The organism is Actinoplanes aureus (assembly GCF_015704865.1).
Lineage (GTDB): Bacteria > Actinomycetota > Actinomycetes > Mycobacteriales > Micromonosporaceae > Actinoplanes > Actinoplanes aureus.
The window spans coordinates 59,585-80,753 of the sequence record NZ_JADQTO010000029.1; the positions used below are offsets into that span (position 1 = coordinate 59,585).

The 21,169-nt window shown below is 70.4% G+C and carries 24 protein-coding genes and 1 tRNA gene; 17 read left to right on the plus strand and 8 right to left on the minus strand.

Features of this window, described 5'->3' with window-relative positions; genetic code table 11:
• Positions 1-16 precede the first annotated feature (16 nt).
• Positions 17-277, minus strand: a complete 261-nt coding sequence (locus I4J89_RS40230) for a hypothetical protein (protein WP_196419464.1) — start codon at positions 275-277, stop codon at positions 17-19.
• On the opposite strand from I4J89_RS40230, the gene I4J89_RS40235 reads away from it, so the two are divergent.
• From I4J89_RS40235 to I4J89_RS40250, 4 genes are read left to right on the plus strand one after another with little or no spacing between them, the layout of a single operon-like run.
• The gene (locus I4J89_RS40235; protein WP_196419465.1) at positions 276-644 is read left to right on the plus strand and encodes a hypothetical protein; all 369 of its coding nucleotides are present in this window, start codon (positions 276-278) and stop codon (positions 642-644) included. The two genes, I4J89_RS40230 and I4J89_RS40235, sit on opposite strands and share 2 nt — an antisense overlap.
• Positions 641-1,693: a peptidoglycan-binding protein gene (locus I4J89_RS40240; RefSeq protein ID WP_196419466.1), complete on the plus strand. Its 1,053-nt coding sequence runs from the start codon at positions 641-643 to the stop codon at positions 1,691-1,693. The genes I4J89_RS40235 and I4J89_RS40240 overlap by 4 nt, the downstream gene beginning before the upstream one ends.
• A complete protein-coding gene (locus tag I4J89_RS40245; RefSeq protein ID WP_196419467.1) occupies positions 1,690-2,349 on the plus strand; it encodes an ABC transporter ATP-binding protein in 660 nt (219 codons plus the stop codon). The genes I4J89_RS40240 and I4J89_RS40245 overlap by 4 nt, the downstream gene beginning before the upstream one ends.
• 1 nt (position 2,350) lies before the next feature.
• Positions 2,351-3,535 (plus strand): ABC transporter permease, encoded by a 1,185-nt coding sequence (locus I4J89_RS40250; RefSeq protein WP_196419468.1) that lies wholly within the window; start codon positions 2,351-2,353, stop codon positions 3,533-3,535.
• Here the strand turns inward: I4J89_RS40250 and I4J89_RS40255 are convergent.
• The gene (locus I4J89_RS40255) at positions 3,532-4,281 is read right to left on the minus strand and encodes a class I SAM-dependent methyltransferase (RefSeq protein ID WP_196419469.1); all 750 of its coding nucleotides are present in this window, start codon (positions 4,279-4,281) and stop codon (positions 3,532-3,534) included. The genes I4J89_RS40250 and I4J89_RS40255 overlap by 4 nt on opposite strands.
• A 92-nt stretch (positions 4,282-4,373) precedes the next feature.
• On the opposite strand from I4J89_RS40255, the gene I4J89_RS40260 reads away from it, so the two are divergent.
• On the plus strand, positions 4,374-5,012 hold the full coding sequence (locus I4J89_RS40260; RefSeq protein WP_196419470.1) for a winged helix-turn-helix transcriptional regulator: 639 nt from the start codon (positions 4,374-4,376) through the stop codon (positions 5,010-5,012).
• Between the two features lie 219 nt (positions 5,013-5,231).
• On the opposite strand, the gene I4J89_RS40265 is transcribed toward I4J89_RS40260, so the two are convergent.
• The 3 genes from I4J89_RS40265 to I4J89_RS40275 are packed head-to-tail and all read right to left on the minus strand — an operon-like array spanning position 5,232 to position 7,208.
• The gene (locus I4J89_RS40265; protein ID WP_196419471.1) at positions 5,232-6,116 is read right to left on the minus strand and encodes an SPFH domain-containing protein; all 885 of its coding nucleotides are present in this window, start codon (positions 6,114-6,116) and stop codon (positions 5,232-5,234) included.
• 5 nt (positions 6,117-6,121) lie between these two features.
• Positions 6,122-6,355, minus strand: a complete 234-nt coding sequence (locus I4J89_RS40270; RefSeq protein ID WP_196419472.1) for a hypothetical protein — start codon at positions 6,353-6,355, stop codon at positions 6,122-6,124.
• A 28-nt stretch (positions 6,356-6,383) separates the two neighbouring features.
• On the minus strand, positions 6,384-7,208 hold the full coding sequence (locus I4J89_RS40275) for an SAM-dependent methyltransferase (protein ID WP_196419473.1): 825 nt from the start codon (positions 7,206-7,208) through the stop codon (positions 6,384-6,386).
• Between the two features lie 347 nt (positions 7,209-7,555).
• Here I4J89_RS40275 and I4J89_RS40280 point away from each other — a divergent pair, with 347 nt between their 5' ends.
• From I4J89_RS40280 to I4J89_RS40290, 3 genes are all read left to right on the plus strand, one after another.
• A complete protein-coding gene (locus tag I4J89_RS40280) occupies positions 7,556-7,918 on the plus strand; it encodes a hypothetical protein (RefSeq protein ID WP_196419474.1) in 363 nt (120 codons plus the stop codon).
• A complete protein-coding gene (locus I4J89_RS40285) occupies positions 7,915-8,901 on the plus strand; it encodes a WXG100 family type VII secretion target (protein ID WP_196419475.1) in 987 nt (328 codons plus the stop codon). Before I4J89_RS40280 ends, I4J89_RS40285 begins: the two co-directional genes overlap by 4 nt.
• A 111-nt stretch (positions 8,902-9,012) precedes the next feature.
• Positions 9,013-9,297: a hypothetical protein gene (locus tag I4J89_RS40290; protein WP_196419476.1), complete on the plus strand. Its 285-nt coding sequence runs from the start codon at positions 9,013-9,015 to the stop codon at positions 9,295-9,297.
• Between the two features lie 117 nt (positions 9,298-9,414).
• On the opposite strand, the gene I4J89_RS40295 is transcribed toward I4J89_RS40290, so the two are convergent.
• A tRNA-Arg gene (locus I4J89_RS40295) sits at positions 9,415-9,490 on the minus strand.
• Between the two features lie 13 nt (positions 9,491-9,503).
• The gene (locus I4J89_RS40300; protein WP_196419477.1) at positions 9,504-10,586 is read right to left on the minus strand and encodes an alpha/beta hydrolase; all 1,083 of its coding nucleotides are present in this window, start codon (positions 10,584-10,586) and stop codon (positions 9,504-9,506) included.
• Positions 10,587-10,765: 179 nt separating this feature from the next.
• On the opposite strand from I4J89_RS40300, the gene I4J89_RS40305 reads away from it, so the two are divergent.
• The 9 genes from I4J89_RS40305 (at position 10,766) to I4J89_RS40345 (ending at position 20,692) form a co-directional block, all read left to right on the plus strand.
• Positions 10,766-11,419, plus strand: coding sequence for a single-stranded DNA-binding protein (locus I4J89_RS40305; RefSeq protein WP_196419478.1), 654 nt, complete (start codon positions 10,766-10,768; stop codon positions 11,417-11,419).
• Between the two features lie 250 nt (positions 11,420-11,669).
• Positions 11,670-12,137: a hypothetical protein gene (locus I4J89_RS40310; RefSeq protein ID WP_309238684.1), complete on the plus strand. Its 468-nt coding sequence runs from the start codon at positions 11,670-11,672 to the stop codon at positions 12,135-12,137.
• Positions 12,137-13,141, plus strand: a complete 1,005-nt coding sequence (locus tag I4J89_RS40315; protein ID WP_196419479.1) for a cobalamin biosynthesis protein — start codon at positions 12,137-12,139, stop codon at positions 13,139-13,141. The genes I4J89_RS40310 and I4J89_RS40315 overlap by 1 nt, the downstream gene beginning before the upstream one ends.
• Positions 13,138-14,664 carry a cobyric acid synthase gene (locus I4J89_RS40320; RefSeq protein WP_196419480.1) on the plus strand — a complete coding sequence of 509 codons (1,527 nt, stop codon included), beginning with the start codon at positions 13,138-13,140 and terminating at the stop codon, positions 14,662-14,664. Before I4J89_RS40315 ends, I4J89_RS40320 begins: the two co-directional genes overlap by 4 nt.
• 115 nt (positions 14,665-14,779) lie before the next feature.
• Positions 14,780-15,859 (plus strand): M48 family metallopeptidase, encoded by a 1,080-nt coding sequence (locus tag I4J89_RS40325; protein ID WP_196419481.1) that lies wholly within the window; start codon positions 14,780-14,782, stop codon positions 15,857-15,859.
• A 62-nt stretch (positions 15,860-15,921) separates the two neighbouring features.
• Entirely contained in the window at positions 15,922-17,274 is a 1,353-nt protein-coding gene (locus I4J89_RS40330; protein WP_196419482.1) for a dipeptidase, read from the plus strand.
• A 13-nt stretch (positions 17,275-17,287) separates the two neighbouring features.
• A complete protein-coding gene (locus tag I4J89_RS40335) occupies positions 17,288-18,760 on the plus strand; it encodes an FAD-dependent monooxygenase (RefSeq protein WP_196419483.1) in 1,473 nt (490 codons plus the stop codon).
• A 110-nt stretch (positions 18,761-18,870) separates the two neighbouring features.
• On the plus strand, positions 18,871-19,119 hold the full coding sequence (locus tag I4J89_RS40340; protein ID WP_196419529.1) for a hypothetical protein: 249 nt from the start codon (positions 18,871-18,873) through the stop codon (positions 19,117-19,119).
• Between the two features lie 34 nt (positions 19,120-19,153).
• Positions 19,154-20,692: an ATP-dependent DNA ligase gene (locus tag I4J89_RS40345; protein WP_196419484.1), complete on the plus strand. Its 1,539-nt coding sequence runs from the start codon at positions 19,154-19,156 to the stop codon at positions 20,690-20,692.
• Positions 20,693-20,695: 3 nt separating this feature from the next.
• Here I4J89_RS40345 and I4J89_RS40350 read toward each other — a convergent pair whose 3' ends face one another.
• A complete protein-coding gene (locus tag I4J89_RS40350) occupies positions 20,696-21,118 on the minus strand; it encodes a hypothetical protein (RefSeq protein WP_196419485.1) in 423 nt (140 codons plus the stop codon).
• Positions 21,119-21,169 lie beyond the last annotated feature (51 nt).

Here is a 21,169-nt window from a genome sequence, read left to right on the forward strand (position 1 = left end):
CGGTGTCAACTCGCCGTCATCGTTTTTGATGACGCCAGGGAAACCGGCCCGTCGCTTCACTGCGTTGCATGGACACGACGACGAGATGGAGAACGAAAGCGGCTCTCTGCGTACTGCTCGCGGCACTGGCGACGGGCTGCGCGAAGCCCGCGGAGAGCCCCGGCGTGGCGACCGCGGCGAGCGGCGACCCGAAGACCACCAGTACCGCGACACCGAAGCCGAGCGTCGATCCGGACGCGCCGGTCAAGTACTCGCGATGCATGCGGGAGAACGGCATGACCTGGTTCCCCGATCCCGAGGACGGCCAGCTGACGGTCGCCGTACCGTCCGATGTCGACCGGGAGAAGATGGCGGCCGCCGAGAAGGCGTGCCGGCAGTACGCGCCGGACGGCGGGGAGAGGCCGGAGCCGGATCCGGAGGCGATCGAGCTGACCCGGCAGATGGCCAAGTGCATGCGCGAGAACGGCGTGCCGAACTTCCCGGACCCGCAGCCGGACGGCGGCCTCGCGATCGACGGCGACAAGCTCGGCACCGGGCCCGGCGATCCCACCTTCGACAAGGCCGAGCAGGCCTGCTCGAGATACCGGCCGTCCGGCGCGGTGGAGCGCCACGTCGAGAAGCCGGGCGGGAGTGGTGGGGCATGAGACGGCGTACCACCGTGGGCCTGGCCGCGGTTCTGACGGCAGGGGCGGCGGCCGCGGCGGTGATCGTGGCCGGTCTGCCCGAGGCGGAGAGCGGCACTGGATCAGGCAGCACCCTGCCCACCACGACCGAGCAAGTCAAGAAGGAGACGCTCGTCGACACCGAGAGCCACGACGGGTCCCTCGGGTACGGCGACAGCACCACCCTCACCACCCGGCTGTCCGGCACGGTGACCGGCCTGCCGGCGACCGGCGCGACGATCAAGCGGGGCAAGGCGCTCTATCACCTGGACAACGATCCCGTGGTGCTGCTGTACGGCTCGCTCCCCGCATACCGCGACCTGTCACCCGGCGTGGAGGGAGCCGACGTCAAGCAGTTCGAGAAGAACCTGTGGGCGCTGGGCTACCGCGGCTTCGACGTCGACGACGAGTACACCTCGGCGACCGCCGACGCCGTCGAGGACTGGCAGGACGACCTCGGGCTGACCGAGACCGGCACGGTCGAACTCGGCCGGGTCGTCTACCGATCCGGCCCGGTACGCGCCGACGCGCAAACCGCCACGGTCGGTGAGGCGGCGCAACCCGGCGCCGAGATGCTGGAGGTCACCGGCACCGGACGGGTCGCCACGGTGGAACTCGACATGGGCGACCAGCGACTGGCGAAGAAGGGCGCCGCCGTCCAGGTCACCCTCCCCGACGGCAAGGCCGTCCCCGGAAAGATCAGCGATGTCACGACGTTCGTCGACACGTCCGACAACCCGAACGAGGAGGACACCACCAAGCTGCGCCTGAGCATCACCTTCGGCAAGGCACCGGGCGGCCTGGACGAGGCCTCGGTGACGGTCGCCTTCACCTCCTCACAGCGGGAGAACGTGCTGACCGTCCCGGTCAACGCGCTGCTCGCGCTCGCCGAGGGCGGGTACGGCGTACAGGTGGTAGAAGCCGCCACCACCCGCACCGTCGCGGTGGTGACCGGCCTGTTCGCCGACGGCCGGGTCGAGGTCTCCGGTGGCGGGCTCACCGAGGGCATGACGGTCGGAGTGCCGGAATGAGCCCGGTCATCGAGCTGGCCGGGGTCACCAAGACGTACCCGGGTGGCGTCACCGCGCTGCGCGACGTCGACCTGACCGTCGAGCCGGGTGAGCTGATCGCCATCGTCGGTCCGTCCGGTTCCGGCAAGTCCACCATGCTGCACCTGATCGGCACGCTGGACCGGCCGTCCACCGGCACGGTACGCATCGACGGCTTCGACGTGGCCTCGCTGTCCGACCGGCAGCTCTCCGCGTTGCGGGCCGGCCGGATCGGGTTCGTGTTCCAGCAGTTCCACCTGGCCCCGGGGCGGGACGCGGTCGCCAACGTGGCCGACGGGCTGCTCTACGCGGGAGTACCGAAGAAGGAGCGTGAGCGGCGCGCCGAGGCCGCCCTGGTCAGGGTCGGTCTCGGTGACCGGCTCGGGCACCGCCCGCACCAGCTCTCCGGCGGCGAGCGGCAGCGCGTCGCCATCGCCCGGGCGGTGGCCGGTGATCCGGCGGTGCTGCTCGCCGACGAACCCACCGGCAACCTGGACTCGACGGCCGGCGCCGGGGTGGTGCAGCTGCTGCGCGAGCTGAACGCGGCCGGCACCACCGTCCTGGTCATCACCCACGACCACGAGATCGCCGACGCGCTGCCGAGGCAGGTCCCGATGCTGGACGGGCAGGTGGTCTGAGATGCCTCCACCGCAACCCGCCCGACTGCACCCGGCCGACCTGATGCGCCTCGGTGGTACGGGTCTGCGTGCCCGTCCGCTGCGCGCCGTCCTGTCCGCCCTGGGTATCGCGATCGGTATCGCCGCGATGGTCTCGGTGGTCGGCATCTCCACGTCCAGCCGGGCGAGCCTGGACCGCACCCTGGCCGCGCTCGGCACCAACATGCTGACCGTCTCGCCCGGCAACACCATGTTCGGCGACACGGCGACCCTGCCCGACGAGGCCCTCGGCATGATCGAACGGATCGGGCCGGTGACCTCGGCGACCGCCACCGGCAAGGTCGAGGACGCCTCGATCTACCGTACGGACCGGATCCCGGAGGGCCAGACCGGCGGGTTGTCCCTGCTCGCGGCGCAGCTCGACCTGCTCGCCACGGTCGGTGCCGACCTCGCGCACGGGACCTGGTTGAACGCGGCAACGGCCCGGTACCCGGCGGTGGTCCTCGGCGCCGCGGCGGCCCGGCGGCTCGGTGACGTGCCGAGCGTCTACATCGGAGGCCGCTGGTACACGGTGGTCGGCGTCCTGGACGGCGTGCCGCTGGCCCCGGAGCTCGACAACGCGGTCCTGGTCGGGTGGGACGCCGCCAAGGCGTACCTGGACTTCGACGGGCACGCCACCACCGTCTACACCCGGTCCGTCGAGTCGCAGGTCGAGGCCGTCCGGGCGGTGCTGGCCCCGACCGCCAACCCGGAGAGCCCGGACGAGGTGCAGGTCTCCCGGCCCTCCGACGCGCTCGCCGCGCAGCGGGCCACCAACCAGACCTTCACCGCGCTGCTGCTCGGGCTCGGTGCGGTGGCGCTGCTGGTCGGCGGCATCGGTGTCGCCAACACCATGGTGATCTCGGTGCTGGAACGGCGGGCCGAGATCGGGCTGCGCCGTTCGCTCGGCGCGACCCGCGGTCAGATCCGCACCCAGTTCGTCTCCGAGTCGCTGCTGTTGTCGCTGCTCGGCGGTGTCGGCGGGGTGCTCGGCGGGTTCGCGGTGACGCTGGTCTACGCCACCACCCAGCAGTGGCCGGCGGTCGTACCGCTGTGGGCGGCCGGCGGCGGGCTGGCCGCGACCCTGCTGATCGGCGCGATCGCCGGCCTGTACCCGGCCATCCGGGCCGCCCGGCTGGCACCGACCGAGGCGCTGGCCGCGGCCTAGCGTGCCGGCGTCGCCACGACGAGGTGGGCTTCGATGGGCACGGCGACACTGCCGCCGATCCCGACGAAGCCCGCCATCGCGGCCCGGCAGGCCGCGGTGATCCGTTCGTTCGCCGTGACACCCAGGGGCAGCAGCTCACCGGTCACGAACGCGTCGATCGACGGTGCCCGGGTCGCGCCGACCCACGAGTCGAACCGATCGACGCGCAGCCCGGCCTGCTCCAACCAGCCGGCCAGCTCGTCCGGGTCACCGGCGGCGAAGTAGGCACCGATCAGCTCGGCGTGCTCGGGCACCGCCTCGGTGAACACCCGATATCCGGCACTGTGCGAGAGCCGCCCCGGCACCTGGACCGCGACCCGGCCGGCCACCCGGCCCATCTCCCGCAGCGCCGCCACCCGGTCGGCGAAGAACATCAGCGCCGCCTGCGACAGCGCCACGTCGAAGGCGCGGTCGCCGAACGGCAACGCGTGCGCGTCACCCGGCTCCCACCGCAGATCCGGGCGGATCCGCCGGGCCACCGCGAGCATCGCGTCGCTGCGGTCTACGCCGACGGTGGTGCCGGCCCGGTCGGCCGCGGTCCGGGCCACGATCCCGGTGCCGCACGCGACGTCCAGCACACGTTCGCCGGGCCGCACTCCGGCGGCCTCGACCAGACGCCGCGCCCACTCCCCGAAGAGCGCCGGCACGAACGTCGACTCGTAGAAGTCGGCGGCCTCCGCCGACAAGGCGTAAGTCTGTTCGGTCATGCCCTCAGACAAGCAGCGCGGATGCTGTCCGGAAAGTTCGAATAGTGGACCCGGCCTTGGCACGTCGCGCACCGCGGCCGGATCGTGGGGTGATGCGAGGTTACGGGCAGTACTGTCCGATCGCCCTGGCCGCCGAGGTCTTCGCCGAACGATGGACCCCGATCATCATCCGGAACCTGCACCTCGGCTGCGGGCGGTTCACCGAGATCCTGGACGGCGCGCCGGGGCTGCCGCGCAGCGTGCTCGTGCAGCGGCTGCGCCTGCTGGAACGCACCGGCGTCGTGTGCCGCACGCAGAACGGACGATCCACCGCATACGCCCTGACCGACTGCGGCCACGAACTGGCCGAGGTGTGCCTCACGCTGGGCGCCTGGGGCGCCCGCTGGCGTTCGGTGCGCCCCGAGGACCAGGACCCCTACCTCGCGCTCTGGACACTCTCCCGGATGATCACGCCGGAGCTGGTGCCGCGGCCGCGGGTGGTCGTCCTCTTCCAGATCACCGACCGGTCGCCGCCGAACCGCTTCTGGCTCGTCCTGTCCCGCACCGGCAACGAGGTCTGCGCCCATCCGCCGGGCTTCATCGAGGATGGGCAGGTGGTCACCGACACCGCCGGCGTGGTCCGCTGGTATGCCAGCGAAACCGCCCTGACCGGGCGAATCACAGCACCGCGCTGGCTACGCACGTCACTCACGGCATGGGGTCATTTAAACCCCTATGCCGGGTACGCGTAATTGCCCGTCCCCAACCCCATTTTGAACCGTCCCCGCTTGCCCGCGCGACGATGTGCCCGCTCGCGGCCCCACCGCGCGCGCCGGGCTGATCAGCCCGGCGCCGCGCGCCACCTTCCCGGTCCCGGCGGCCGCGTTGCGGCCGTGAGCGGGCAGGTGGCCGCGTGGTGAATCGGGGACGGCCCACGTTTGGGGACGGCCGATACGCGTACCGGAAAGGTGTTATTTGTCGGAGGTGACCGGGCGCGTCAAGGAAACGCTGTTGCCCATGCACAGGCCGGGTTCTTTGCCGAGTTTCTCGGCGATCTGCAGGCAGCGGGCCACCTGGTCGACGCTCGCGTCGGTCCGGGTGATCTCCGCCCGGGTCTTCGCGTTCGCCTTGTCGATCTCCAGGTTGCGGGCCTCGAGGATCTTCTGACCGTAGGCGGCGATCGCCTGCGTGGTCGGCTCGTCGTAGCGCGGCGACTCGAACGCCACCGACTTCACCACGATCTCATCGCCCAGCGCCGTGGTGAGCGCCTTGGTCAGCGTCTCCTTGTAGGTCTTGTTCAGGTCCGGCGCCGGCGCGTCACCGCTTGTCACGTCGACCGAGCCGAGCGGGTCGAAGGCGGCGAAGATCGACGTCATGGCCCCGTTGATCTGCGGGTTGACCCGGCGCTCGACGAACACCTCGAACCGGGTCATGTCACCCACCTCGCGGTAGGCGGCCCAGTTCTCCGGGGCCTTCTCCGACTTCGCCGACCACTCGATCTGCACCGGGATGCAGGCCCGCCGCTGCGCCGCGATGGTCACCCACACGCAGCCCTCGCCCAGGTGGGCGTAGGTCTGGCCGGACGCGTCCCACTCGTCGATGTCCTGCCACGGTGCTGTCCACTGAAGACCGGCGCCGGTGGTCCGCCCGGTGGGTTTGCCCCAGCTGGTCACGATGCCGACGTTGCGGGTCGGCACCACCGAGATGCACGACACCACGATGAAGGCGAATGCCAGAAAGAGCGAGCCGCCGAACGTCAGCCAGGCGTTGCGGCGGAACTTGTCGGCCTTGCCGACGAGAGCGGTGACGAGAGCGAACAGAGCGACGGCGCCGAGGATGATGCCGAGGACGAACAACGAGATCAGAACTCCTGCTCAGTATGGGCGGCGCGGTGCGCGGCCAGGATGCGCTGGGCCCGATCACGCAGATCGAGCGCGTCCGGCGTCTCGACGAGATCGGCCGCGAGCGCGATGGCATCGCGGTACCGGGCGGCGCGCAGCGCCTCCCGCGTCCGGGCGGTGCCGATGGAGAACCCGATCAGCACGCCGGCGGCCACCCCGAGGGCAGCCACACCGAACACCAGCACCGCGATCATGCTGGTCAGGATAGAGGAGTGGATCAAGTCAGCGCTTGCGCGCCACCCCGCCGATCATCGTGTAGTAGCTGTCCTTCTGCGCCGCCTCGGCCTCCGGGCCCGGCCGCCAGTCGGCCAGCGGCACCAGGCCCGGCTCCACCATCTCGAAGTCGCCGAAATACGCCTCGATCTCGGAGCGCCGCCGCCACCGGCCGGTGCCCAAGGTCTCGTTGAACACCCGCTCGGCGTCGTGCACCTTCGCCGAGATGTCCGGATGCTCCTCCGCCGGGTCCCAGAAGTGAATGATCGCCAGATGGCTGCCCGACGGCAACGCGTCCCGCAGCGACGCAGCGATCTTGCCCGGGTCCTCGGAGTCGTGCAGGTGATGCAGGATCGAGAGCAGCAGCAGGCCCACCGGCTCACGGAAATCCAGATAGTCCCGAACCACCGGATGCTCGAGAATCGCCGCCGGCGAGCGCACGTCACCCTCGATGATCGCGCTGCATCCTTCGTCGGTGAGCAGCGCCCGGCCGTGCACCAGCACCATCGGATCGTTGTCCACGTAGACGGTCCGGGCCGCCGGGTTCACCTCCCGGGCCACCTGATGCACGTTGGTCTGGGTCGGCAGGCCGGAGCCGATGTCGAGGAACTGGCGGATGCCCCGCTCCGCGGCCAGGAACCGCACCACCCGGCGCAGGAAGGCGCGACAGGCTCGCCCGGCCTCCTGGGCATCCGGCATGATCTCCAACGCCCGCTGCGCGGCCATCCGGTCGATCGCGAAGTTGTCCTTGCCGCCGACCATGAAGTCGTAGACCCGGGCGATGCTGGGCGTCGTGACATCGACGCCGGGAGGGATCGGTTCGTCGGCGGTCACGGTGTGTCCTTCCGGTGCATCCTCACGGGCGCCGCCGATCTTAATCGAGAAGTGTTCACTTTGGAGACCCGTGGGACCGGAAATGCGGTCCGGTCGCTTTCGCCGCTGCGGTCCCGCGCCGGGGACACACCTTCAGCCTGGTAGTTCGCGGGACGTCAGGCCTGGCGAAGCCGTTCAGCGACCTAGCCGATCATGTCGGCGCGTTCCGTCGCCTGGAGGATCGTTATTCGCGGTTGGATGTACGCCATGCAGGATCCGCCGGTTCACGCCTGCCAGGAAGTTCGCGGCACCTGACAACGAGGCGTCGGCGACGATAATGATCTTTGTCGATTGCTACCGTTCCGGCCATGGCGAGGAGGAACGACCCCAAGGGCCGACGCGGTACGCCGGAGGAGCGAGAGGCGATTGCGGCGAAGTACCAGGACGCTGTGGCTCAACTCCAGCGAACGGCGTACTGGAACCTGCGCTCGACCATCGCAAGTGTCTGCGTCTTCCTCGGGGTCTTTGCCATCCTGTTCATCGCCTGGGGTGAAGCCGACGGAGCACGGCTCGTGCCAACCCTGGCGTGTGCAATCGGCGGCGTCTGCGGCGCCGGCGTGTACTTCAGCAGGCCTTATCCGCTCTTGGTGCGGTGGCTTCTTCTGGCCGCGGTGTCTTTTACTGCCCTTGGCCTCGCTGGGCTGGCGATCGTCGCGGGAACTAGCTCATGACCACATTGAAGGTCGAGCCGCCGGCGCTGATCTCATATGTGAGTCAGGTAGACCGGGCTCGCGACGATGTCCAAGTCGTCAACGACTACATCGTTACGCATGCGACGAATGGCACGGGCGGCGAACTCTTCGCCATCGCTGAGGAGGGAAATCAGCACGCCGTCAAGGTAGTTGAAGGAGCCCTCAGCCGCCTGACGTGCCTGCTGGACTACTCGGCGCCGGAACTGCGTTCAGCGGCGAGCTACTACCAGGACACGGTTCTCGCGGCGGCGATAGATATAGATCGCGCCCTACCGCCGGGCATCAAGACATGCCCGACGCCCCTTGAGTACGAGATTGCCAACAACGCCTGCAAGCCGCCGCTGTTTGGCGACTCCAGGGCGCCGGAGAACCACCTCAAGCCGCCGCCCGAAGAGGTTGATGGCCCGAATAACAAACTCGGCTGGATGGACTACATCAGCCCCACGGCATGGGTCATGAAAGGTTTCGACGTAGTCCTAGGGTTCGACCCCATCCAAGAGGTACAGAACAGGATCTTCGGAGACTGGGAGATCATGGCCAGGATGCCGGCCGTGCTGGCGAACGCATCGGCCGCGCTGCACGACGTCTCCCTCAACATCCAGTCCGGAGCAACGTCCTTGCAGAGCTACTGGCGAGGCAATGCCGGGGACACCGCTTATCGGTACTTCACGGACCTGGCCACCTCCGTTGATGGCCTCCGCGCACCGCTGGTTGAGATCGGGGAGGCATACCGGACGATGGCCGATGCCGTCTGGGAAGCTGGAGACGCCATCGGCGGGTTGATCAAGGGGATGTGTGACGCGGCGTTGATCGCCGGGCTGCGGCCATCGGCGGCACCGTTACCGCGGCGACCGGCGTCGGTGCGGCCGTCGGCTATGGCATCGCGGCAGTTGAGACCGCCATCATTCTTAAGCACTGGGCGGAGGTCACGAAGTACCTGGCCTACGCGAACGCAGCGGTGATGGGCTTCCGAGCCGTTCTAGACCGTGGACTCAGCGACCTGGACTCCGTCGAGCTTCCCATCATTGGCGGCGGGGCCGGCTACGACCACCCGTTGATCGGGGCGGGTGCGCATGTCTGACGAGATTCTCGACATCGCTCGCGGTGACGCGAGCCTAGCCCGCGTACTGCGCGAGTTCCTCGAGACCCTGGCAGCACACGGGAGCGACAAGACGCGCGAAATGGCCCGCGACGTGCTCGACGGCGCATCGTTACGGGAGACGGCGACGAGCAGTGTCTACGGCGATGAGATCGGCGAAGCATTCGACGAATTCTGGACCAAATACCAGAAGATGTCCCCGTCCGGGCGCAATGAACTGGACGCTGCTGCAAGGCAACGACTTGGCGAACCCGAGTGAAGGATGCAGCCGGAATGACCTTCCGTTGCAGGCTGGTCACCTGGAGTGACTCGCTTTCGTGTATAGCGAGGGACTCCGCACAGCGCCAGCTCGGCTATTTCCGTAGGTCAGAGTGGATGGCGCGCCCGGCAGGATTCGAACCTGCGACCGACGGATTAGAAGTCCGTTGCTCTATCCGCTGAGCTACGAGCGCTGGCCAGCACATACTAGGCGGTCGTGCCGGTCTTGTCGTCCGCCTCGTCGGCGATCGCCGATTCCACGGCTGCTTCGGCCGCCTCCAGCATGGTGACGAGCTCCGCCTGATCCTCTGGCGCCGGCGGTACGACCATCTCCGGCGTGCCCGGTGCCGGCAGGAACGCGTCGACCCAACGGCCCAGCTCACGGAACACCTCGGCGCGTACCTCCTTGCCGGAGAGGGTGAGGTCGTGCATGCCGCCGTCGAAGCGGGCGATCGTCACGCGCGGGCCGAGGCCCGGCGCCCATCGCGTGATGTGATCCACGTCCAGTACCGAATCGGTCACCCGTACGTCCTCGTGCCACTGCCGGCCGCGGAACGTCCGACTGGAGCAAGCCACCAGCACCGGCGCGTCGATAGCCAGCCCGGCTCGCAGCCGACGCTGCCCGCGCCGGATCGCCTCCAGCCATCCCATCCGGACCGGGAAGCCCAGGATCGGCTTCCAGGCCAGGTCGTAATCCCATTCTCCGTGGTGCTCGGCGTGCAGGCTGCGGCCGTACAGGCCGAGCGAGGAGACCGGCATTTTTCGGTACGGTGACCGGCCGCTCACCGCCAGTATCGCGGCCATCAGTGGGCGCCGCATCAGCCACGGCAGGTTGAAGTCGAAGAACGGGCTGTTCAAAAACAGTCCGTCAACGACGCCCCGCCCCTTGCGGGTGTGCGCCCACAACGACGTGATCAGGCCGCCGGTGGAGTGGCCGGTGACCAGCAGCTGGTCATGGCCGTCCTGCTCGCGGATGATCCGGGCCGCCTCGTCGAGCTCCGGGAAGTAGTCGGTGAGGCTGCGCGCGAAGTTCGGCGTCTGGTGCGGCAGCAGGCTGCGGCCGTACTTGCGCAGGTCGAGAGCGTAGAAGTCCCAGCCCCGCTCGACGAAGAAGTCGGCCAGATGAGTCTGGAAGAAGTAGTCGACGAACCCGTGTACGTGCAGGACGGCCCGTCTTGTCGGTGTCTCCGCCCGCCGGCGTACCAGGGTCGCCACCACCGGGCCCTCGTCGTCGGTACCCAGATCGATGCTGTGCCGTTCGTACGGCCATCCCAGGACGTCGGTCTCCACCCGCCCAGGTTACCCACCGGTACATGACCGCGGGCCATATCAAACCCGTCCAAGATCCCGACACTCGTCCACATTCCGCCGCTATCCACAGGCGGCACCCGCAAGATCCCCGCGACCCGGCGCCGGACGGCCAAGCTCTGCCATCGACCGAAGCAGTCGAACGTCCGAGGAGAAAAGCCGTGTTCGAGACCAACATCGTTGTAGTCGGCAATGTGCTGACCGCGCCCGAGTGGCGGCGCACCAACAGTTCCAACTCGCTGGTCGCCAACTTCAAGATCGCCTCCACGGCGCGCCGCTACGACCGGGAGACCGGCCGCTGGGTCGACGGCAACAGCATGCGGGTACGGGTGTCCGCCTGGCGCAGGCTCGCCGAAGGTGTGGCGTCGTCGATCACAGTCGGCGACCCGGTGATCGTCTACGGCCGGATCTACACCCGTGACTGGGTCGACGAGGAGAAGAACCACCGCGTGTCGTACGAGATGGAGGCCTTCGCGATCGGCCACGACCTGGGACGCGGCCGGAGCCGGTTCTACCGCAACAAGCCCACTCCGGCCAACAGCATGATCGAAGGGCCGGACGCCGACGCCATCGTGGGCGGTGAGCCGACCATCACGGTCGGCGAGTCGGAGGTGCCCGTGGCGTACGGCGACGGGCTGCCGGAGCGGCACCCGGAGGAGGAGGCGCCCACCTTCCTCGAGGTGGTCGCCGACCTCGAGGAGGAGCCCGCCTTCACGGAGCCCGAGTCCGCACCGGCGGAGCCGGAGCCGGACGCTCCCACGGTCGAGACCCGCCGGTCGCGGCGCGGCACCCGGCGCGAACCCGTGCCGGCCTGAGGCCTTACCGATAGCCGCCGCCGGGAGATCAGTCTCCCTGCGGATCTCCGCCGGCGGTGGCGCCCGGCGGCCCGGCCGGGCTCGGGGTCGCCTGGCCGGGCTGCCGGTGCCTCAAGAAACCTGCGGGCTTGTTCGATGAGAAACCTGCGGGGTCGTTCGATCGGGTTGGGCCGATCGTGCCGACGCATCCGACCGCGAGGCGGAGCGGCCCGGTTGGGGAACCGGCACCGGCACGCGGCAGACTGAACCTGTGCTGCTGAAGGACATCCGTGCCATCGTGACCGAGCCGGTGGTGCTCTCGCCGGACAACCCGGCGGCCGAGGAGACCAACACCAACTGGTTCGGTGCACCTCCGCACGAACGCATAAGCCTCTCCGCCGACGAGGTGGTTGCCGCGTTCGAGGAGGCCGCGGTCGCACTGCGCCGGCGGGTGACCGGAGACGGTCACCGGGGCACGGCGACGTTCTACGTCTGGCACGACACCGTCGCCGGTCAGCTGCGCTGCTCGGCGGGCACCCGCAAACCGAGCGACCTGCCCTTCCAGGTCGACTACCGGGTCACCGAGGACCTGCGCGCGATAGTGGTCGAGTTCCTCGAGGACCGGGCGCCGGGCGCGATCGTCTGGGGCGAACTGGAGCCGGTGCCGTTCCCGGACGACCCCGAGACGGAGCCGGGACTCGCGGTGTGGGCGTACGACCTGACGCCGTTCGGCCGCTGATGTCACGACGGTGGGCCGCGGACGCGGGTGGCCTCCTCGCCGGATACCTCCTGGACGCCGCGTTCGGCGATCCGCGGCGGTATCACCCGGTCGCCGGGTTCGGGACGGCGGCCGCCGCCCTGGAACGCCGCCTCTACCGGCCCGGACGAGCAGCTGGGGCGGCGTTCACCGCGGTCGCCGTCGGGGTGCCCGCACTGGCGGGACTCGCGGCCGGGCTGGTTACCCGGGACCGGCCCGTTGCCCGGGCCGCGGTGACGGCGGCGGCCACCTGGATGGTGCTGGGCGGGCGTACCCTGCGCCGGGAATCGCGGGTCATGGCCCGTCATCTCGACGCCGGCGATCTGGCGGCGGCACGCGGGCGCCTGAACCATCTCTGCGGCCGGGACCCGGCCGCGCTGGACGAACCGGAACTCGCTCGCGCCACCGTCGAATCGGTCGCCGAGAACACGTCGGACGCGGTTGTCGCCCCGCTGTTCTGGGGTGCTCTTCTCGGGCCGGCGGGCCTGCTGGGCTACCGGGCGGCGAACACGCTCGACGCCATGGTCGGGCACCGGTCATCGCGCTACGCCCGGTTCGGCACCGCGTCGGCCCGGCTCGACGACGCGCTGAACCTCGTACCGTCGCGGCTCACCGGCCTGCTCACCGTGGCCGCCGCGCCGATCGCCGGCGGCTCGCCCCGCGAGACGCTGCGGGTCTGGCGGCGCGACCGCAATGACCACCCGTCGCCGAACGCCGGGCAATGTGAGTCGGCGATGGCCGGGGCGCTGGGGGTACGGCTGGGTGGCCGCAACGTCTACTTCGGACGTAGCGAGACCAGGCCGTTCCTCGGGGACGGGCCGCGCCCGTCCGCCGTGCACCTGCGGCGGGCGGCACGGGTGTCCGGTGCGGTGGGGGCTGCGGCGGTGGGATTCGCGGTCGTTGTGGCGGCGGCCCGCGGTAGCGGCTCCCGTCCCGTGGCGCGACGCGTTTTCGCGAAGGTCAAGGGCGAGAGGAAGCAGCGTTGACGGGTGGCCTTCTGATCGCCGGAACCACCTCGGACGCCGGCAAGAGCGTGCTCACCGCCGGCATCTGTCGCTGGCTGCACCGCAACGGGGTCCGGGTGGCGCCGTTCAAGGCGCAGAACATGTCGAACAATTCGGTCGTCGTGGTCGGCCCGGACGGCCGGGGCGGAGAGATCGGGCGGGCGCAGGCCATGCAGGCGGCGGCCTGCGGCGTTCCCGCCGACATCCGGTTCAACCCGGTGCTGCTCAAGCCCGGCAGCGACCGGTCGAGCCAGGTGGTGCTGCTGGGCGAGGCGGTCGACACGGTCACCGCCGGCAACTATCGGTCGCTGCGGCCGCGGCTGGCCGAGACGGCGTACGACACGCTGGCCGACCTGCGTACCGACTACGACGTGGTGGTCTGTGAGGGCGCCGGCAGCCCCACCGAGATCAACCTGCGGGACGGCGACTTCGTCAACATGGGCCTGGCCCGGCGGTTCAGCCTGCCCACCGTGGTGGTCGGCGACATCGACCGGGGCGGGGTCTTCGCGGCTTTCTTCGGCACTCTGGCGCTGCTCTCGCGAGAGGACCAGGAGCTCGTGGCCGGCTTCGTGATCAACAAGTTCCGGGGTGACCTCGGGCTGCTCCGCCCCGGCCTCGACATGATCACGGCGGCGACCGGCCGCCCGGTGCACGGCGTGCTCCCGTTCCACCTCGACGTCTGGCTCGATGCCGAGGACTCGCTGGCGTACGGTCGGGTGCTCGGCCGTCCGGGCGCGCCGCACGGCACCGAGTGGCTGCGGGTCGCGGTCATCCGGCTGCCCCGGATCTCGAACGCCACCGACGCCGAAGCCCTCGCCGCCGAACCCGGTGTGCAGGTCCGATTGACGATCGAGCCGGCCGAGATCGCGGACGCCGACCTGCTGGTGCTACCCGGGTCGAAGGCGACCGTCACCGACCTGGCGTGGCTGCGGGAAACCGGCCTGGCCGACGCGGTCCGCACCCACGCGGCGGCGGGCAAGCCGCTTCTCGGCGTCTGCGGCGGTTTCCAGATGCTCGCCGAGAGCATCCATGACGACGTGGAGAGCGGCCACGGCACGGTGCCGGGCCTGGGTCTGCTGCCGGTCGGGATCACCTTCGCCGCCCGCAAGACCCTCGCCCGTTCCGCCGGTTCAGCGCTGGGCACGGAGGTCGGCGGCTACGAGATCCACCACGGTCAGGTGACGGCGGGGGAGCCGGAGCCGTTCCTGCGTTACGCGGACGGGCGTCCGGAGGGAGCGGTGGCCGGCAACGTCTACGGCACGCACTGGCACGGGGCGTTCGAGTCCGACGAGTTCCGCCGGCGCTTTCTGACCAGGGCGGCCGAGCAGGCCGGGCGCCGGGGTTTCACCGCTGCACCGGATACCCGGTACGCCGCGGTCCGCGAGCGTGCCCTGGACGTTCTCGGTGATCTCGTGGCGGAGCACCTGGACACCGATGCTCTGTGGCGGCTGATCGAGAAGGGGTCGCCGCCCGGTCTGCCGTTCGTACCGCCAGGAGCCCCGTAGGGGATTTCTCCGGGTCGCCGGGTCGGGACAAGCGTTGCGTGGCGGGCGTACGTTGGGCGCGGGTATTGCCGGACGTAGCCACCACGCCGCGCCAGCGGCGAGAACGGGGTGATCCATGACGACCGAAGAGTCGAACCGACCGGTACGCCGCCGGGTGACCCTGACCGGGATCAGCTCGCGAGCCTGGGAGCACCCGGCCGACCGCGGCGCGCTCTCCGCCCTGCGCGAGCTGCGCGGGTTCGACGACATCGTGAAGACGTTCTTCGGCATGTGGAACGAGCGGGGTTTCCGCCTGACGTTCCTGGCCGGGGCGATCCGGGTGGACCACCGGCAGTATCCGCGGGTCTACAAGCTCTTCACCGAGGCGGCCACCTCGCTGGACGTCGCCGAGCTCCCGGAGATCTACGTCAGTCAGAACCCGCGGATCGGCGGGCAGGCGATCGGCCTGGACCGCCCGTTCATCGTGGTCACCACGGGCTCGGTGGAACGGCTCGACGACGACGAGCTGCGGGCGCTGCTCGGGCACGAGCTGGGGCACGTGCTCAGCGGCCACGCCGTCTACAAGACGATCATGATGATTCTGACCAGCTGGGCGGCGAACATCAGCTGGCTTCCGGTCGGCGCCTTCGCGCTCCGGGCGATCATCGCGGCGATGCTGGAGTGGTGGCGCAAGGCCGAGCTCTCCGCCGACCGGGCCGGCCTGCTGGCCGGTCAGGACCCGGCCGCGTCGCTGCGGCTGCTGATGAAGCTGGCCGGCGGTGGCGACCTCTCGCAGATCGACACCGCCGCGTTCCTGGAGCAGGCCGCGGAGTACGAGGGCGGCGGCGACCTGCGGGACAGCATCCACAAGATCGGCATGACCGCGTGGAGCACCCATCCCGTGCCGGTCGCCCGCGCGGCTGAGCAGCGCAAATGGATCGACTCGGGGGCGTACGCACGGATCGTCTCCGGGGACTACCCGCGCCGGGACTCCGACGGCGACGCGTCGGTCAGCGAGGACGTCAAGCAGGCCGCGAAGGCGTACCGGGAAGATTTCGCCACCTCGCAGGACCCGCTGGCCGGCCTGCTGCGCAGGCTCGGCGACGGTACTTCCGACCTAGCCGGTTCGGCCGCCGGCCGGGTGATGAACTGGGCCAGCGACGCGCGTCGCCGCAGCCGCGGTGACAACGGCGACGGGGGTACGCCGGAGGCCTGATCTCCGGCGCGAACGGGTCGCCCGGCCTGAGGTCGTCACAGGTGCGGCCTACGATCGGCGGCATGAGCTTGAGTGAATCCGATCTGCGCGCCGCGATCCGGCGCGAGTTGCCCGGTGTCCGTGCCGACCTGGAACGGTTGGTGCGGATCCCGGGCGTCGCCTTCGAGGGTTTCGACCACTCGCACGTCGAGCGGTCCGCGGAGGCCGTCGCCGAGTTGCTGCGCGGCTGCGGTCTGGAGACGCAGATCGTGCGCCACGGCGGCCAGCCGGCCGTGATCGGCCGTAAGGCGGCCCCGGCCGGTGCCCCCACGGTGCTGCTCTACGCGCACCACGACGTCCAGCCGGCCGGCGACCCCACGCTCTGGGCGAGCGACCCGTTCGAGCCTGAGGAACGCGACGGCCGGCTCTACGGGCGCGGTGCGGCCGACGACAAGGCCGGCGTGATGGCGCACGTCGCCGCGCTGCGCGCGTTCGGCGACCAGCTGCCGGTCGGCGTCGTGGTCTTCGTCGAGGGCGAGGAGGAGTACGGGTCGGACTCCCTCGACACGATCATCCAGGAGCACCTGGAGGAGCTCCGCTCGGACGTGATCGTGATCGCCGACTCCGGCAACTGGGACATCGGGCAGCCCGCGCTGACCACCTCCCTGCGCGGCCTGGTCAACATGTTCGCCGAGGTCAGGGTGCTGAAAAACGCCGTGCACAGCGGCATGTTCGGCGGTCCCGTGCCGGACGCGCTGATCACCCTGGTCCGGCTGCTCGCCACGCTGCACGACGACCGCGGTGAGGTGGCCGTCGACGGGCTGATCGGCCGGGAGGGCGCAAGCGTCGACTACCCGGCGGACCGGTTCCGTCTCGAGGCCGGGATGCTCGACGGCGTCGAGTTCATCGGCAAGGGCACGATCACCGACCGGATCTGGACGAAACCCGCCATCTCGGTGCTGGGCATCGACGCACCACGCACGCTGGAGGCGGCCAACGCGCTTCAGCCTTCGGCACGCGCGAAGATCAGCGTACGGCTGGCGCCGGGCGAGGACCCGAAATCGGCGTACGCGGCGATCTGCGCCCACCTGGAGAAGAACGTGCCGTGGGGCGCACAGCTCGTCCTCGAACTGGAGAGCGACGGCGCGCCCTGCGTGATCGACGCGACCGGCCCGGCCTACGAGGCCGCTCGGTCGGCCTTCCGGTCCGCCTGGGACGGCACCGAGCCGGTGGACATGGGTGTCGGCGGGTCGATCCCGTTCATCGCCACCTTCCAGGAACTGTTCCCCGGCGCGGCGATCCTCGTGACCGGCGTCGAGGACCCGCATGCGGCGGCGCACGGGCCGAACGAGAGCCTGCACCTCGGCGAGTTCGAGCGGGTCTGTGTCGCCGAGGCCCTGCTCCTCAAGAACGTCGCGGAGAAATTGACGAAGTAGAACGGGGTGACCGATGGCCGAGTTGTCGTGTGAGGTCCTGGTGGTGGGCGCCGGTCCGACCGGCCTGATGCTCGCCAACTGGTTGACCCGGCTCGGGGTGCACGTGCTCGTCGCGGACGGCAAGGACGGCCCGACGCGCGAGTCCCGGGCACTCGTCGTGCAGGCGCGCAGCCTGGAGATCTACGACCAGCTCGGCATCGGTGACCAGGCATTGGAGGCGGCACAGCCGGCCGAGGCGCTCGCACCGGGATTCGGTGCGCGCGCCTTCGGCCGGATCCCGCTCGGCCCGCTCGGCGCCGGCGTCACGCCATATCCGTTCATCCAGGTTCTCGAGCAGAGCCGGAACGAGGAGATTCTCTACGAGAACCTGCAGAAGCTCGGCGGTGACGTGTTCTGGGAGTGCCCGGTCACCGCGGTGGTGCAGACCGAGGAGGGCATCGAGGCGAAAGTCGGCAACGACACCGTGCGTGCCCGCTTCTGCGTCGGCTGCGACGGTTCCAACTCGACGGTGCGCAGGTCCCGGCGGATCGGCTTCGAGGGAATCACCAATCCGCACCGGTTCTTCGTGCTGGACGCGGTGGGCGCGACCGGCCTCGTGGTGGGCGCGGTCAACGCCCGGCCGGATGGTGAGGACTTCCTACTCGCCTTCCCGATGCGCGGCGAGGCGAACTGGCGGCTGATCGGGCTGGTCCGCGACGTGGACGGCAGCGGCGAGCTGGACGAGGACGACGCGCGGATTCGGATGCGGCGGACGTTCCAGGTCACTTACGAGCGGTCCCGCTGGTTCGCGACGTACCGGGTGCACCACCGGGTCGCCGCGGCCTTCCGGGACGGCCCGTTCTTCCTGGCCGGCGATGCCGCCCACGTGCACTCGCCGGTCGGCGGCCAGGGCATGAACACCGGCCTCCAGGACGCCCACAACCTGGCCTTCAAACTCGCCGACGTGTTGCGCGGCCGGCGCCGCGACAGCTGGCTGGATCGGTACGAGGCGGAGCGGCGCCCGGTCGCCCGGACCCTGGTGGCCACCACCGACCGTCTCTTCGGCATCGTCACGTCCACCCGGCTGCCGATCCGGTTGCTGCGGCGGGTCGCGGTCCCGCTGATCGCCCCGCTCGCCGTACGGCTGCTGCCGCGTTCGTCCGGTGGCTCCCGCCTCTTCCAGTACGTGTCGCAGACCCGCATCCACTACCGCCTCGACCCGGCGGCGCCCGGCGGGCGCCGCGATCCGGTCGTCGGCCGCCGCCTTCCCTGGGCCGGCGGCAACTACGCCGTGCTGCGCGCCGCTTCCTGGCAGATCCATGCGTACGGCGGAGTCGTCACCGAGGACGCGCCCGACCTCGGCATACCGGTTCACGTGTTCCCGCCCGCACCCTCCACCCCGTTGCGTCCGGGCCTGTTTTACCTGGTGAGGCCGGACGGCTTCGTCGCCGACCGAGCCGGTCCGGCCGAGGCGGAGGAGCGGTTCCGGCTCGCGATGGCGCGCTGATCCCGGTTGTCCACAGGTTGGATCACGAGGGTGGCGGCGGCGATCAATCCTGTTAGGATTCGAACATGCGTTCGAAGAGTGTTCCCGCCAGCAGCCGCGTGGTCCGGGCCATGCCCGCCGGCCCGCGAGACACCCTCGATCGGCTCCGCACTCGTGATCGGATCGAGTCGATCGCCAGGCTGCGGGTCGCGGCCCGCGCACTGGGGGACGTCGACGTCTCCGGGTGGGACGAGGCCACCCTCAAGGACCATCTGGAGGAGCTCTCCAAGGTGCTCTGTGCGCTCGACTCCGAGTTGACGCGGGTGGCTGACGCCGTGCGAGCCAAGGGTTTCCGCGTCACTGAGCCACGGGCGGCCTGAATGCCGCACCCGGATGTCGTACCCGGCTGCCAGGATGGGTCTCGTGCGCTTCCTCGACATAGCTGCCACCTCGGCGGCCGTCAGCGCGACCTCTGGCCGTAAGGCCAAGATCGAGCTGCTGGCCGATGCCCTGCGCCGTCTCGAGCCCGGTGAGATCACGGCCGGCGCCGCCTACCTGGCCGGTGAGCTGCGGCAACGACAGACCGGCGTGGGTTATGCGGGCTTGCGTGACCTGCCACCCCCGGCCGACGAGGCCACTCTGACGGTCGCCGCCGTCGACGCCGCGATCGCCGAGCTCTCGGTCGTCTCCGGCGCCGGCTCACAGGCGCGCCGGCGTGACCTGGTCGGTGCCCTCTTCGGTGCGGCCACCGCGGAGGAGCAGCGGCTGCTGGTCGGCCTGTTCAGCGGCGAGCTCCGCCAGGGCGCACAGGCGGGCCTGCTCGCCGAGGCGATCGCGGTGGCCGCGCAAGTGCCCGTCACCGCCGTGCGCCGGGCGCTGCTGCTCGCCGGCGACCTCAAACAGGTGGCTTCCGCCGCCCTCCTCGGTGGTGCCCCGGCCCTGGCCGAGATCCACCTGCGGGTGGGCACGCCGCTGAGCCCGATGCTCGCGCAGAGCGCGCCGGATGTCGCGGCGGCGCTGCTCGACACCGGCACCCCGGCGGTCGTGGACACCAAGCTCGACGGCATCCGCATCCAGGTGCACCGCTCCGGTGACGAGGTGGCGGTCTTCACCCGCAGCCTGGACGACATCACTGCCCGCCTTCCGGACGTGGTCGCGGCGGTGCGGGCGCTGCCGGTGCGCGAGATCATCCTCGACGGTGAGGCGATGGCCCTGGACGCCAGCGGGCGGCCCCGGCCGTTCCAGGAGACCTCCAGCCGTGCTGCCACTCGCGGCGCGACCTCCAGCGTCGCCCTGATGCCCTACTTCTTCGACCTGCTCCATCTCGACGGCACCGACCTGCTCGACGAACCCGGCCGGGTCCGCTGGGCCGCCCTGGCCGACACGCTGCCCGCCGACCTGACCGTGGGCCGGGAGACGGTGGAGACGCCGGAGCAGGCGGCGGCGGCGTTCGCGGCGGCGCTCGCCGCCGGCCAGGAGGGCATCGTGGTGAAAGCACCGGAGGCGCCGTACGACGTGGGGCGCCGCGGCGCCGCCTGGGTGAAGGTGAAGCCGCGCCACACCCTGGATCTCGTGGTGCTCGCCGTCGAGTGGGGCCACGGGCGCCGGCGTGGCTGGCTGTCCAACCTGCATCTCGGTGCCCGCGACCCGGGCACCGGCGAGTTCGTCATGCTCGGCAAAACGTTCAAGGGGCTCACCGACGAGCTGCTGCGCTGGCAGACCGAGCGGTTCAAGGAGCTGGCCGTCTCCGACGACGGCTGGGTGGTCCGGGTGCGGCCGGAGCAGGTCGTCGAGATCGCCTTCGACGGCGTGCAGACCTCGCCCCGCTATCCGGGCGGGGTCGCGCTGCGGTTCGCGCGCGTGCTGCGCTACCGCGACGACAAGAGGGCCGCCGAGGCCGACACGATCGACATGGTCCGGGCGATCGGCGGGCACCAGGCCCCCGCCGGCTGAGGTCTACAGAGCGGCCAGGCTGCGGACGTAGTTGACCTGCTGGTTGATCGAGGTCACATCGCCCTCGTGCCGGATCGGGATGCGGGCCACGTACTGGCGCGGGCCGCTGACGACGGTGACGTGCACCGTTCCCTGCGGCACCGACTCCTTGACCAGCAGGAGTAGCAGGCTCAGGCCGGCCGTCACGCAGATGCCGAGGAAAGCCAGGATTTTGGCCCAGAGCGGGGTCCGCCGCTGCGGAAACCAGTGATCGGTAACCTGCCAATGAGAGCCGGCCAGCGGGAGGTCACCGACCGGAGTGCGCACCGTCGTGGAGGTGACCTCGATCTCGGCGATCTCGACGATCACCGGGCCGGACGCCGCCGGAGCGGAGGGCACCGGAGCGGGCGTGGGCGCGCTCCACGGATCACCCGGCGGAAAGGTCATGCCCGCGACATTAACGGGCACCGACCGGCATCGCGAGACGACCTTCGCCTC